Genomic DNA, 15939 nt, shown 5'->3' on the forward strand with positions numbered 1-15939 from the left:
TTTTTAATAAGAATACTCACTAATGTCGTGTTCTACAGCAGGTTCCATAAGATGCTTATTCATCGTTAAATCCGTATCAGGGAACGGGAGCGTAAAACTATCATCAGTAATATTCGGAATTACTGGATTCTTATCGTAATAAGTAACATCAGTATCCAGGGTGCCACTTTCATAAAAGGAGAACAAACCTGTATATGAACTTCTTCTTTGCGCTTTTAATTCGGCAATTGCCTCTTGTGGTTGGTAATAATGAAGCCTTACATAATCGTACCAACGGTCACCTTCGCAAGCCAGCTCTAATCTTCTTTCTTTCCAAATTTTATCAAAACTTAATGAAGTTGCCGCTAAGCTTGTTCCAACAAACTCAGAATAATCCATACCGTAAGCACGAGCACGAACTTTATTGAATACTTCCAGAGCTTTGGCGTCAGAACTTGAAGCATCGTTGCCAAGAACGGCCTCGGCGTAAATCAAATACACATCAGATAACCGTAATAAATGTGTACTTAAACTTGTTGCCATTCCCTGCATTCCATATCCAATTCCAAGAACATGATCGTTATTGTTTCCAACCAAATGTTTAACGCAGTTTGCTCCGGTAGGCGATTGTATTTCATTTAGTTCATTCAAACAAAAATCGGCCCAATCGAAACCACCTTTATCGGCCCAGAAATAGTCGTAATTATCACTATACATCATCATAGTAGCTTTTCTACGTCTATCGGTATTTTCTCTGTTTAAACTTAATGCACTCTCATTGAATGCATCCTGAAGGTCAACCGACGGGCCATTGTATCCTCCCCACGTATCAGCAAACTCTGAAAATTTAGGAAGTGCCAAATCAGATTGTAAACTATTATTTTGAGTCCATGGATCGCGACTTGCTTTCCATTTCCATGCTAACAGACTTTCCTGACTATCGTTATTTTCGAGACGAAAAACATCGGAATAAACCGGCAATAGTTCGCGCCCACTATTATCAATAACTTTCAAGGCGTATTGGGCTGCTTTTTGAAGATCATCAGCATTTCGTGATCCATCTATACCATAACCCGATTTTGTAAGATATACTTTAGACAATAATCCATAGGCACTATATCGGTCAATTCGTCCTGTCTCATTTTTTTCAGGAAGCCATTCAATTGCCTGTTCCAATGTCATGATTATATAGTCGTAAATATTTGGAATAGTGGCTTTGTATTTGCTATTATAATCACCCTCTGAGATTTCGGCCGAATTGCTATGAACGATAGGTACTTCCCCAAATATTCTGACCAAGTAAAAATAAGCCATCGCTTTCCAAACCAATGCTTCACCTTTTACAGTAAGCTTTGTTTGTTCACTGACTTCGGGACCTGCTTTCAAATCTATATTTTCCAATGTACCATTACAATATGCATTTACTGCCCACAATGACGCAGACATATTGACCAGATCCTGATCGGTAGAATTAATGGTAAATGTCATGTATGGAGATGCTCCCCAATAAAAATTACCAGACAGTACTTCCCCAATCTTGAAAAACCCACGTTGAAAATCATACCAGGGTGAATTATAAATCGGGTTAACGGCCTGAAAGCACTGTTCATCTGTTTGATAAAAATTATCTACATTGTAGTTATCGATAGTTGGCCGGTCGAGAAATTCTTCGCATGATAACAATCCTAAAACAACCAAAGCCATCGATAATATTTTGCTTAAAATATTTATTCGTTTCATATTTTATTCATTTTGAAAATTAGAATGATACGTTCAATCCCAATGACACAATGCGAGGAATTGGATATTTACCATTGTCCAAACCATAGACATTCTGATTAACCGTACTTACACCGATCTCTGGATCATAACCGGTATATTTTGTAAAGGTGTATAGATTCTGGATATTCATATAGATACGAAGGTTCTCTAAATGATACCTGTTCGTAATTGCAGCAGGAACCGTATATCCGAGTGTAATATTTTTGATACGTAAATACGATCCATCTTCAATATACCGATCACTAATTCTGTCGTTATCATTCGGGTCATTAGCAATTGCTCTAGGTACTTTTGTGTCTGGATTTGTTACCTGAACATTAGTAATGTCGTCATACCAGCTTGAAATACCATTAGATTGATCATATACTTTATCACCATTAATAGGTTCGAGAATAGCACGTTGGGTTACCTTATCCAGTTGGTTATCCCAGATTGATTTCATATTCGAGAGGTTAATCGCCGTGTAGTTCAAGATTTTGTTCCCGTATGTACCATTAACAAAAACAGTCAGATCAAAATTTTTATAACGAAAAGTATTCTCTAATCCGTAGGTAAACTTTGGCATTGGAGAACCAATATTTGTTCGGTCATAGGCATCAATAATACCATCTTTCACACCATCAGGCCCACTAATATCTTCAAATTTCAAATCGCCAACCCAAACTGTATTATACCTGTTAAATACACCATCCGATGGGTATTTATCTGTTTTAGGCGAGTTCTCAATATCTTCCAAATCCGTATAAACTCCTGCAACTTTATAACCATAAAAGTTGTAAAGCGACTCGCCCACGTTTGTTACCGTTACCACATCCGACCATTGTCCATACCCCTCAATATGAGCATTGTCGGTGCCATCAAGGGCAACAAGTTTATTTCGGTTTGCTGAAATCTGAAATTTTGTATCCCATTGAAATTCTCCGGTTAGATTTCGGCTAAACATGCTAATTTCTATTCCTTTATTATTTATTTCTCCATAATTTCCTTTAGGTGGTGCCAAGGCTGAAGATTCATTACCGCGTGTTCCCATGTATGATGGCAACTGTAGATCCATTAGCATATCTGCCGAGGTTTTATCATAAACATCAACTGTCAAATTAATCCGATCATTTATTAAGCCAAGATCCAATCCAAGGTTTAATTGTTCTTGTGTTTCCCATTGAATATATGGATTAGCGATATTAGATTGTCGATAGCCCATCCCAAGACTGGTCGGCATTCGGCTTATTGAAGCTCCCCAAAGGTATCCACCAATATTCGAATTACCTGTTTGCCCCCAACCAAATCGGATTTTTCCATTGGTAATCACCGGTTTCATCCATTCCAGAAACTTTTCATTAGTAAATCTCCAGGAAACTGCAAAAGCATGAAAACTTGCCCATCTGTTTTTAGGGCCAAAATTGGAAGAACCGTCTCTTCTGTATGTATATGTCCCATAATATTTATCGTTATAATTATAGGTACCTCTTCCGAAGAAGGAAGACATAGAGGTTTTATTGAATGCATGCCCGATAACTGGATCATTACCAAGTGCAGGATTATGTATTTCATTATCTGGAAGACCGGTAGCATAAATACTCATATACTCCCAACTTGACAACCAGGCATCTTGTCCAGCCATCAGGGTATAGTTATGCATACCAACTTTATTATCATAAGTTAGATAATTCTTAAGTTGGTAAAATGTACCGTTATTCCTTCGTATAGAGTTTTCATTAATACTTCTGGTCCAGTTTCCATAGGTAACAACGGGCAAAAAATATTCACCTTTTGAGCTATTAATGTCATATCCCAATTCGGTATGCCAGGTAAGATTTTTTAAAGGTGAAATATCCATAAAAATGTTACCATTTAGTTTCTCGCGTTGAAGAGTTAGATCCTTATCTAATGTATTTGCAATAGGATTCACCCTGGTATAACCTTCACGTATTACACTTGCATAGTTACCTTCAATATCATAAATAGGAATATCAGGTGGGGTAAGCAGCGAATAATTGACAACTCCTTCTGTTCCTTCGGCTAGGCCTAAATCTTCATTAGTATTCGCATAGTTTATTGTCAAACCAAGTTTCAACCATGGTTTTAACTGAGCATCAAGGTTTGTACGTACCGAATAGCGTTCGAAATTTGAACCAATAATTGTACCTTCCTGGTTCATGTACGAACCCGAAACGTAATATCTTATAGCATCAGTACCTCCACTGGCTGATACCTGATGCTGCTGCATAAAAGCCTCTTGAAAGATAGCGTCCTGCCAATTGGTTCCTGCCCCTAATAATGAAGGATCAAGAAACTCATTACGACTTTCCAAGGCATTGTTTTCCATTGCAACTGAATTACTATATTCAGCAAATTCACGAAGATTCATCATCTCAAGACGAGTTCTTTGGTCCTGAACACCAATCATTCCTTCATAAGTAAATTTTGCTTCCCCGGTTTTACCCCTCTTGGTGGTTATAAGGATAACGCCATTGGATCCTTGAGCTCCATAAATTGCAGTTGCCGATGCATCTTTTAAGATCTCTACAGACAAAATATCAGATGGGTTTATTGTTGATAACGGAGAAATGGATGACACACTTCCATTACCCAATTTATCTCCGAGTCCCCAATCAGAACCACTTGTTCCTCCACCTTGCAAAATAACCCCATCAACAACATAAAGCGGTTCTGCATTACTATTGATTGTGGATTGTCCTCGAACACGTATAGAAACCGATGAGCCCGGAGCACCTGAAGTTGCCATTGATGTTACACCGGAAGCTCGTCCTTGCAAAGCCTGATCAAGATTTGTTATAACCGAAGCCTTTATATCTTGCTCTCCCATTGATACAGACGCTCCGGAAAGATCTCCTTTTTTCATGGTTCCATACCCCACAGCAACAACCTCTTCCAGACCGATGGCATCTGCTTCCATTATAACTTCAAAGAAAGTCTTATCTCCAACCTTATGTTCCTGCAACTTCATCCCGATAAATGAAAATTGAAGGGTAGCATCTGGAGATACATCATCCAAACCAAATTCTCCGTTAGAATCGGAAACTGTTCCCTGATTTGTTCCTTTAATAATTATAGTAACACCAGGTAGCGGTGCTCCTGTCTGGTCACTTACCTTTCCTTTTACAACATGTTCCTGTTGAAAGGTACTGGAAGTTCTTGTGGTTGAATTGGTGGTTTTAGCCCCGATAACAGCACTTGTTCGAGAAACGAGCAGTACTGTTATAAAAATAATAGTTAAGTAATTTGATAAATTACGATAATTAGATCCAGGTAAGGACCTTTTCTTTTTTTTCATACTTTTATACTGTTATAAGTTAGTGTTTGCCCTGTATGTAGTAGTCAGGGTAAATGTTAAACTCTTCAGGGGAATGTTGGCGCATTTCCCTGTTTTCTCAATTTTTTAGGTTTTCTTCATAAGTTTTAATGATTTATTTTGTTTATAAATGTTGTTATGGATTATGCTTTTGCCATGCTGATGGCAACTTGCCGTAGAGATCTTTAAAATGTTTAGAAAATTGTTTTGGAGAAAATCCAATAGAATAGGCTATTTCGGAAATACTCAATTGGCTTTCTTCTACTAGTTGTTTGCCTCTTTTTATACGAATAATACGAATAAACTCCAAGGGTGATTTACCAGTAATAGTCATAAGTTTTTTATATAAATGCCCCCTCGACATTCCAATTTCAGCACTTAATTCTTCAACTGAAAAATCCTGATTATCCATATTTTCTTCCACCAAATGAATAGCTTGCTTAATCAGTTTCTCATCCAAAGAACTTATTGTGATATCCCCAGGCTCAATGTCAACTGTCTGAAATTTATGATGACTATTTCTCCTCCACTCTAAAAGTTTTTCAATCCTCAACAGCAAAATCTCAACATTAAATGGCTTAATAATGTATTCATCTGCTCCTTCCTTTAAACCTTCTAATATATGTTCCTCGGCTGTTCGTGCGGTTAGTAGCATAACAGGGATATGCGAAAAGCGAATATCTCCTTTAATTCTATTACAAAGTTCAAGACCATCCATCACAGGCATCATAATGTCACTGACGACCATTTTAACTGACCGTTTATCCATTATCTCCAGTGCCTTTGCCCCATCGCGTGCTTCAATAACCGGATAATTATCTTTTAGACAATTGCGAATAAAATGTCGGAAGTCATCATTATCTTCTACAATCAATATTGGATCTTCTTGTATTTCACCTTTCGTTTCTTCTACAGTGGATCCAATCTTCTCCTCTGATTCGATTATACTTTCCAGATTCTTTAGGATTGGAAGTCTAACTGTAAAGATAGCCCCCTGAGGTTCATTCTGTTTAACCTCAAGCTCTCCCCCATGCAATAAAACATACTCTTTGGCGATATGTAGTCCAATTCCTGTGCCTATATAAGTTGACTGGTGTGTTTCCTGATAAAACCGGTCAAATACCCTGCTTAAATTTTCTTCTTTTATTCCAATACCGGTGTCGACAACTTCTATAACAGCATATTGTTTACCTGCCTCTGTTATCGTATCAAGAATAACAGTAACACTACCTCCTTCGACGTTGAACTTAAAAGCATTCGACAACAAATTTGTTAGAACACGTTGTAACTTGCTTCTATCAAAGTCGATTTCGATAGAAGATGACTTTAACTGAACGATAAATGAAATTCCTCTTTTTATTGAATAAGGCCTAAAAGTATTGCAAACTTGATTTATAAAATCATTTAAGTTACCATGAGATAACTTTAGTTTACTTCTTCCACTATCCAATTTACGTAAATCAAGAAGTTGGTTAACTTCGCGCATCAAAAGTTGAGCATTTCTATATATTAGCTCCAACTCTTCTATAATGTTCTTCTCAAAATTGGCGGATGAAATCAATCTTTCTAATGGAGTAATTATAAGCGATAAAGGCGTCCTTAAATCATGACTGACATTAGTAAAAAAACGCATCTTCTCCTCTTCCATCTCTTTCTGGTTGGCAATTTCCATTTCCAATTTATGCATTTTAATCTTCAGCATGTTTTTCCGGCGAAAATATATGACCAGTGCAATAGCAGTAAGAATGATCATTATAAAATATAAGAAATAAGCTATTGGAGAAAGCCAAAATGGTGGCCTCATATTTATTAATAAAGAAGAATATGCGCTGTTCTTATTTTCATCGGAAGTAACGGTCTTAACTTTTAGGTTATATATCCCAGGAGAAAGCTCATTAAAATATATTGTATTACCTCTAAATTGTATCCATTCCGAATCGTCATTCAAACGATAAGCGAAGATGGTTTTATTCAACGATCGAAAATCGAATGATGACACATCGATCGCAAAGTTATTATACTTGTAATCCAGAGAAATTTCATTTAGCAATTGAATATTTTCCTTCAATATAACTTGCTTATTTTTCCATGATTCTCCTACTTCAATTCGATCACTACCAATATACAATGCCGTGAATTCGATCTGCTGGTTATAGTTAAAATCTGGTATCGATTCCGGCAATACACGAATATAGCCTCCTATTCCACCCATTAAGATTTCTCCATCCTTATTACATAAAATAGAATGGTTATTAAAGGTTACATCACCAAGACCGTCTTCATCATAATAACGATAACATCTAAAATGATATGTCTTTGAATTCAAGTCATAATCAACGACTATATTTGTGACACCGTAATCAGAGGTTAACCATAAATTTTTATCCAAATCCTCCGAAATTGCCCTAACGAAATTATTTGTGAGGCCATTCTCTACTTTTAAGTGTGTAATAAAGTTCTGATTATCATCTAGAACAGAAATCCCATTTTTCCCCCCAATCCAGAGTAGATTTCGACTGTCTTTGAATATGCAATTTACATAAGAATCCTGCCCTAATCCATCATGATCGACGTTTAGTACACGTACAAAATTATCAGAAGCTACATCCCAAATACATGCCCCGGCAGTAGTTCCAATGTAGAGTTTATTTCCTTGTCGGCAGTAAAGATCCGTAATTCCATTCGACTGTAAATCACTATTTTGAATACTATATTTAGAGAAACTACCATTGTTTGAATAACAAAACAATCCTTTCGCAACTGTACCTATCCAAATATTCCCTTCAGCATCCTCTTCAATTGCTCTAATATACCGAAGAGGATTCTCCTCTCCCGCTTCAGTCTTATAAGCTACAACATTAAACTTTTCATTTTCATAATAACAAACTCCTCCACCATACGTTCCAACCCAAATACGCCCTTTAGAATCAATGAATGAACAAACAACTAAATCTTCAGGTAGAGTTCCTTGTTCGAGGTTGAAAATAGTAGATTTACCAGTGATGACATCAATTTTTGAAATTCCTTCCCCATCAAAGCCAAACCACAAATTACCCTTATGATCTTCAAGGATACAACTAATATCATCTTCATTACTTACATTACATCTTTCAAAGAAAGACTGGTCAATGGCTGTATAACCAATTCCTCTTTTACTGGTCCCAACCCACATAATATTTTGACTGTCATAATAAAAACACTTTATATGATTGGAAGGTATAGAGAACGAATTTTCTTGATCATACTTGATATTTCTATATGATTTTTCATGCAAATTGTAAACCGTTATTCCATCACTATCCGTACCAATCCAAATATTACCATGACCATCATCCATTATGGATGTTATAAAACTGAAATCTTTATTATCCTTATTACGAAAGGCTTTTAGCTCTTTTGTTTCAGGATTATAATGCTGTAAAATATCTTCAGGAGAATGCGATGTATAAAACCACAAATTAAGGGAATGGTCCAGATACATCCTATGATGAGGGTAAACCGACAACGATAATCTTGAACGCTCTACTATTTTATTGTATTCATGGTTCAATTCTCCAATCATGCCATCTTCAAAAAGAAAGAAAGCATGACCTTCCCTGCACTCAATCCATTCTAGTTTATTCCCATAAGGTAAAATAATACAAGCCTGCCAATTATTATTTAAATCACAAAATACTAATGTATCTTCCGTTTGGCACCAAAGGTTTCCATCATGGTCTATAACAAGAAGATTTATATTATTCGAAGGAATGGATAAAGATTGAAGTACAGGAGTAATATCCTCCTCAAGTATATCTTTTTCCCGATTGTACCGGTAATATTTATTTCCCGCCTGTATCCAGATATTTTTATTTGCATCCTCATTAATTGAATACACGTCGGGACCTTCCGGAATCAACGGATAATTTTTAAAATTATATCCATCAAAACGACTAAGTTTATTTACCGTGACAATCCACATAAATCCATAGCTGTCCTGCACTATATCATGAATATAGTTATCTGGCAATCCATCTTTAACACTTAATGAATTGAAATTAAAGTTGGCTGCCTGAACATTTCCAAGACACAAAAGACAACACAGTATGAAAAATAATACCCTTCTCACAGTTAAAATTATTTTCAATTTCCATTTAAATGTAGCGCAATACATTTAATCAAAAAAATTGAATTTTATAACAGTGTAAAAGTCCGTAACTTTTGACAAAGAGGGATTCCCATTTGTATCTGACTTGTTCCCGAATGTATGATGTGACATAAAGGACCATCAAGAATACAAATCCATCTATCCTTAAAATAGCCAAATTGTTCCATCAAAATGAGTCTACCTCCAAATAATAGTCATGACAAACTTTCATCTTACAAAAGATTCACAAGAATACAAATCTGTTGAAATTTTGAATGTTAAGAATAAATATTAGAATTCATTCGAGAGTCTAAGTATTTGTTTTTATGCTGAGCAAAAAAATAGTAGTCACAATACACAAACATGCAAACCAATCAATTATAGGAAAGGGCGTTTATAGCCAAAACACTGATAATAAACATGCGACTAAAGGTTCTGTAGAAGTTAATAAACTTGTTTTTTGTGCCCCTAATATTTTAGTTGCAGATAAATAGGAGTTGAAAGCGACTACAGAACCTAAAAATATGACAAATAAGATGGATGCAAATGTTTCTGTATCCCAACGTCCTCCTATATCCCAATTGCTTTAACGAAACTGAAGATAATCCCGGCTCTAAGAATCCCCCAACCTATTAATATAATTGCAGAGTTATGTTCATTAAGCAGTTTTTGGGGCTGTAAAGAATAAAATGCTAGAATAAGTGGATGAACACTTATTCACGTTAAATGACAAGCTCCATACGTTCTTGCGAATTAATTCGCTTAAGGTTGATCATACAGATAGCCGGTATTACCCTTGTTGAGTTGGAGACTTACCATAGTATTTGCGGAATACCGTACTAAAGTAGCTGACGCTAGAGAAACCACATAGTTCGCTGACTTCTGTGACCGTATATTTTCGAGATTGAATCAGATCTAAAGAATGATCCAAACGAATAGTCTTTATAAAATCGGTGGGAGACTGATTCGTCAAAGACTTTATCTTTTTGTATAATAACGAAGGACTTACATTCATCAAAGCTGCAAAATCATCCCGCGAAAACTCAGAGTTAGCCATATTCTCCCTTACAACCTCTCCCATTCTCTTCAAGAATTTATCATTCAATTCATTTTCAAGGATTGCCTCATCATCCTCGCCATGCTTTATTATTTTTAATGCCTTTTCTCTGACCAGTTCACGGTTCTGAATGATTGATTTTATTCGCTGTTGAAGTAAAGAAACGTCAAACGGTTTTGTTAAATACTCGTCAGCACCAAGCCCCAAACCTTTCAATTGTTGAGATTTATTTGATAGCGCTGTCAGCAATACAATAGGAATATGAGAGGTCTCATAGGTTGACTTTAACTTCTCACATAATTCGTAGCCATCCATTCGAGGCATCATAATATCAGATACAACTAAGTCCGGTTCGTTTTTCTGAATGATTTCCCATGCTTGCTCTCCGTCAATTGCTGTATCAACGATAAATTCTTCCTCCAATGTAGATCTCAAAAACTCACGTAACGAATCGTGGTCCTCGACAATCAATATCTTCATATTATTTTGGGCAGACGATTTCACTTCGCTTAACAGCTTTGTTTTTCTCTGATCTTGCCCGGACCGAACGCCTGCCAACATTTCATGCTCTATTTTATTTTCGCTCACACATCCATCTGGCACCGTTTTAACGGGTATAGAAACAAAGAAACTGGATCCCACGTTTTGTTGGCTATAACAGCTCACCTTTCCTTCATGCAAGCTGACGTAGTTCTTCACCAGCAGAAGTCCAATTCCCGATCCGACTATTTTTGAGTTGATAGCGTTATCCCCCCGGTAAAATTCGTTGAATAATTGCCGCTGTGCCTTCTTACTAATTCCGATTCCGTTATCCTGAACTTCCAAAATCCATTTACCTCCTGATATGTTAAAAATCACATTTAAAGGGACATCCGAAAAAGAATACTTTATAGCATTTGAAATTAAGTTGTCAATTACTTTTTCGATCATGACTTCGTCTATGGCCGTATAGAATTCAGGCAACTCAGATTTAAATTTCAAGTCGATATTTTTAGTTTTTGCGTACGACTCAAACATCGTAACCCGATTTCGGACTAACTTAACAATGTCCACTGAGGACAACGAGAGTCTTTCTTTGCCAATGTCAACTTTTTGAAAATCCATAAGCTGAGTGACAACCTTAGATAATCTCTGCGTCTGCTCTGTTGCCATGTGTAAGTATTGTGAACCTTTTTCGGTTAATCCTGCTTCTTTATTTAACTCCTCGATAGGTCCTTTGATAAGTGTCAACGACGTCCGCATATCATGCGCAGTGTTAGCAAAGAACCGAATCTTCTCATCCGAATGTCGTTTTTTCAGACGGTCAACATAAAAAGCAAATAGAAATACCCCCAGCCCTAGTACAAATACAAACACAGATATCCGAAATAACAACGTTTCCCAAAATGGTGGAATTATACTGAGCTTTATTGAACGTTCCGCCATGATATCAATCATTGAGCTGTCAAACATCCGAATTCGTAAGACGTAGTTTCCACTTGGAATATTAGAATATGACAATATCCTGTTATTCCCTGGTTTACTCCATTGCTCATCCAAACCTTCGAGCTTCCACGAAAATTTCGAACCAGGCGATACCACACCAATCGGGATCAACTCGAGACTAATGGTATTCTGAAAATATCTTAACGATATATCCTGTAGACTATCCAATGGTTTGGTTAACTCTATTTCGGACAGTTCCCGTATCGATCGACCAGAAATCGTAAGATCTTGAAAGAATATTCTGCCATGATCCTTTACAGGTACAATAGTTTTAGGATCAAACATAACTGCCCCCCTGTTTGTACCCCAGATTAATTTCCCATTTGACAAAATAGTGTGGGCCCCCTGATTAAAAGACACATTACTCAACGCAATCAAAGAACTAAACGTTAGCACCTCATTGTCTTCTTCTCTCAGTCTACATAAGCCCTGCTCCGTTCCTATCCAAAAATATCCGTCGGCATAATCAATACTGTTTACAAAATTTGAGGGGAGCCCGGACTCTGCCGTAATATTCTCCGTCTCTTTCGTCTCTACATCATATTTGACTATACCATCTCCACTTGTACACACCCAGATCGTATTATCCTTTTTATACAAGTCATAGACCAAGTACCCATCTACTAATGTTTCTGTCGTACCCTCTTTCTTATCAAACAGCAACAGCCCATAAGTAGTCCCAATCAATAACTTATCCTCATTATACTCGAGAAGTACTTTAACAGTAAAATCCCTGAACGACCGAAATTGGTTTGTTCGGGGGGAGTAGGAAATCAAGTCTCCCCGAACCCCACCAATCCAAATATTGCCCTGTCGATCTTTGCAAATATCAAAAACAAAATCACTATTGAACTTGCCGTTTGATTCTTCGAAGGAGTAATGTTTCAACTCCTTACCTGATTTTAGATCCAGAACATAAACTCCGGACGAGTAGGTACCTGCCCAAATTTGTCCAATATTATCTTCGCAGAGATCGTGAAAAACCTGGGCATGCTCTTTCTTATTATGATAAAATGATTTCCACAGATTTGTTCTTACATCCCATCTACTGATCCCGTTATTTGTAGCAAACCATAAATTTCCGTCTGTGTCTTCGAATATACAATTAACGTCATCGTTGACAAGAGAATTTGGACTGTTAGGAACGTGATCGATTTTAGCTACAATTGAATTTGCCTGATCAAAAAATGATACTCCTCCACTGTATGTACATATCCACACGCGACTATTTTGATCACGATAAATATCGTAAACTCCGTTACCTTTTAATGAGTTCGGGATATCTGAATCTTCCTTACATACGGAAACGACCCTTTGATCATTTACATCTATTTCCCAGAGCCCCTGTCCATCAACGCCTATGAGAAGAGTTGAATCTGAAATTGCCTCAACTGCCAGTATCGGCTGATTTGGCACTTCGTCAAACTTATGCAGTTTTAAATTATCATTATCGGTACTTAGCAAATAAAAACCATCGGCCATGGTACCGATCCATAAATCTCTATGTTGCCTGTCGTATCTTAAACACGAAACAAAGTAGTTTTTCTCCAAAGGAAAATCATAAAAACTAGTTAACTGAAAATTAACGACATTGAAAAGTTTTATCTTATCATCAACGACAAAGAAAAAACGATCTTCGTCATACCACTCTAAAGCTTGAATGACCTCATTTTGTTCCAGTGACTTCAATCCTTTCTGTACGTCGTAACAAAACAAGCCAAATGACGAGGCCGCCCAAATACGATCCTGAATGTCAACAATAATCTCATTAACTATCAGATACGGATTATTCAACCGATTAGACATGTTCACTAATAGTAAAAACCTATCCTGAATAGAATCGTATTTAAAAATCTGACCGTTATTGGTGTAGGCGTATAATTCATCGTACTTATAAACTAACTTAACCGTTATAATATCCTTGGTTTCGTAGGGAATCTCATAAATCCTGATATCGTTTTGAGAATACCTTACGATCCCCATTTTTGAAGAAATCCAGATAAAACCATTCACATCGCCGCACACGCTATTGGTTTCACGGATGGAAATACCATACTCCTCATTCAAATTATAAAATTGAACGTTTGCCGTTGTTCTTTCCTGAGACACAACGATTGCCAACAGTGTGAAAAAACAAACAACAAGTATCCGAATTCTTGATTTCATACCCCGTGATTTATATAATAGAAAAAATAGTAAATATGCAGCTCGAATCCTCTAAATTATCATCGGACAATACTTATTTTAATTATATTCAAATACACGAAGCACTCATAGGCCGAATAGGTTGCATCAAACTTTTAGTGAACATTTAAAAAGATGTTATTCAAGTATAAACAGACGGGATCGGTCAAGTGACAAGTTTTTTACTTCATGATTTAAATCAGAAATTCAATTTTAGAGTTATTTTTCTATTATTATTGTTTTTACACTTTTCGACTCAACATCAATAACTATAGAATCCTCTTCTTTAGTTAGTTCTTCAAATCGTCTGTTATCATCAACTGTTGAAGTATAAGAGATTATAGTCCCACTATTGGAAGGAAAATTGATATTGACATTAGATATTGCGTAGTCCTCCGAATTTGATAAAACCAGAACATATTGAGTTGCACCTTTAAAGGCTGTCGCTTGAAATTTTGAAGAACTGTTAATTAGGTTTGTTTCAATGCGAACGAAGCCGGGGCGAATATATTTTGAAAAATGAGAAATTGCATAACCTCTTTTTAGAACCGTTCCCCGATCAGTTCCTCGCTCTCCATCCCCTAAAAATGAATAATAACGCCTGATGTACCACCAAATATAGGCATTCCAGTTACACTTTAATCCCTGTTGAATTTCATCGACCATTTCCATTGATTCATTCCAGATAATTGATTTTTTTGTTGTAGACGTCCAATTTAATGGAGTATTCCCACTGTCTAGGTTCAATAAATGTTCGGTCATCCAGACTTCTTTATCTTTATCTTCAGCTAAAGGATAATTTGCAATTACACATCCGTAAATATGTCCACCTATTATGTTCAGATTATTGACAGCTATAGGATCGTTTAATATTTGATCGGTATAATTTTGTTTAAAATTGAAACATTCAGCTGCAAGTACCTTAGCCCCTGTTATTTCTCCGGCATAATTTTTTACCAAATCCAACATTTCTTCAGATGTATATTCGCATCCTTCATAACTAACCTCCAAATCGGGTTCGTTCTGCAATGAAACGACATCAATGACAGCATTATTCTTTTTCATATATTGAATAAATTCATTGATGTAGGTTATGAAATCACCGTAATGTTCTTTAAGAAGATATCCTCCCCCGACTATACTATTATTACTTTTCCATTGAGCAGGAGGCGACCATGGAGTGGCAAGAACGATAACGTTTTTTGAGTTTGCGTATTTTATGGTATTAACCAGTCCCGGCCATTCATTTTTGTTAGAAGGTAGGCGAATTCTAAATATCGAAAAACCCAATGAATTTCCTTCGATATCAAGCGCTAAATCCATTTCACTTTCGTTTAAATAATCATTTCCCCAAATAGCATTGGCTCCGCCAAATCCGGTAATTGTTTGGAATGTTTCGGACGGATCAATTCTAAGGGATACGACTCGCTTCTCCTTAGCCTTTTGGGTAAAAATTACGGTATCAGATATTTCTCCATCAAGTGATTGGATGATAACCGGCTGTTTATTTAAATCATAATTGCTATTTGCATTGTAGTAAATTCTCACTTCTGTACTTTCATTTTCCTTTGTAGTTGAGCCACCGTAATCAGGTGATGCACTGCGAATATAATTAACACCTGAAATTGGTTCTCCTACCTTAATTTTCCAAAGCGTGTTGCTGGAAGTTACCCTAATTTTAGTAACTCCCCCATCTTCACTAAGATTAACTATTGAATTGTCGATTACTGAGACATATCGGTTTTTAGCAATTTCCTCTTCCTCTTTTCCGCAGGATAATAATATAAAAACAATAAGTGAGATTGCGAAAATATTAATTTGTAGCAATTTAATTCTCATTATAGAAATAACCTTTAATTTTCTTACTTACATTGAGGTTATCCAAACACGTTTTTTCTTTCTCGAAAAAGTAAAATACCGTTAATGATTAACTTCAATAAATAAGTCCTAGTATTAAAGTCCAAATGTAAGTGCAAAGAGTTAGAGAAGATTATCAGAGAGTAACAAAGAGCT

6 protein-coding genes are annotated in these 15939 nt (G+C 36.4%); all 6 read right to left on the reverse strand.

What is annotated here, in order from left to right:
* Positions 1-3 precede the first annotated feature (3 nt).
* The 6 genes from G4420_RS01240 to G4420_RS01265 all read right to left on the reverse strand — a co-directional run bounded on the left by G4420_RS01240 (position 4) and on the right by G4420_RS01265 (position 15765).
* Positions 4-1719, reverse strand: a complete 1716-nt coding sequence (locus G4420_RS01240) for a RagB/SusD family nutrient uptake outer membrane protein (RefSeq protein WP_163321805.1) — start codon at positions 1717-1719, stop codon at positions 4-6.
* Positions 1720-1738: 19 nt separating this feature from the next.
* Positions 1739-5056: a SusC/RagA family TonB-linked outer membrane protein gene (locus G4420_RS01245; RefSeq protein ID WP_163321806.1), complete on the reverse strand. Its 3318-nt coding sequence runs from the start codon at positions 5054-5056 to the stop codon at positions 1739-1741.
* Between the two features lie 154 nt (positions 5057-5210).
* Positions 5211-9182, reverse strand: a complete 3972-nt coding sequence (locus G4420_RS01250; protein WP_163321807.1) for a hybrid sensor histidine kinase/response regulator transcription factor — start codon at positions 9180-9182, stop codon at positions 5211-5213.
* Positions 9183-9594: 412 nt separating this feature from the next.
* Entirely contained in the window at positions 9595-9774 is a 180-nt protein-coding gene (locus tag G4420_RS23500; protein WP_163322834.1) for an EamA family transporter, read from the reverse strand.
* Between the two features lie 216 nt (positions 9775-9990).
* On the reverse strand, positions 9991-13908 hold the full coding sequence (locus G4420_RS01260; protein ID WP_163321808.1) for a hybrid sensor histidine kinase/response regulator transcription factor: 3918 nt from the start codon (positions 13906-13908) through the stop codon (positions 9991-9993).
* Between the two features lie 237 nt (positions 13909-14145).
* Positions 14146-15765, reverse strand: coding sequence for a glycoside hydrolase (locus G4420_RS01265; protein ID WP_163321809.1), 1620 nt, complete (start codon positions 15763-15765; stop codon positions 14146-14148).
* Between the last annotated feature and the right edge of the window lie 174 nt (positions 15766-15939).

The organism is Draconibacterium mangrovi (assembly GCF_010586825.1).
GTDB classification, from domain to species: Bacteria; Bacteroidota; Bacteroidia; order Bacteroidales; family Prolixibacteraceae; genus Draconibacterium; species Draconibacterium mangrovi.

Coding starts and splice junctions, on each gene's coding strand:
- G4420_RS01260 (WP_163321808.1), bottom strand. CDS start 13,908: ATGAAATCAAGAATTCGGATACTTGTTGTTTGTTTTTTCACACTGTTG.
- G4420_RS01265 (WP_163321809.1), bottom strand. CDS start 15,765: ATGAGAATTAAATTGCTACAAATTAATATTTTCGCAATCTCACTTATT.
- G4420_RS01245 (WP_163321806.1), bottom strand. CDS start 5,056: ATGAAAAAAAAGAAAAGGTCCTTACCTGGATCTAATTATCGTAATTTA.
- G4420_RS01240 (WP_163321805.1), bottom strand. CDS start 1,719: ATGAAACGAATAAATATTTTAAGCAAAATATTATCGATGGCTTTGGTT.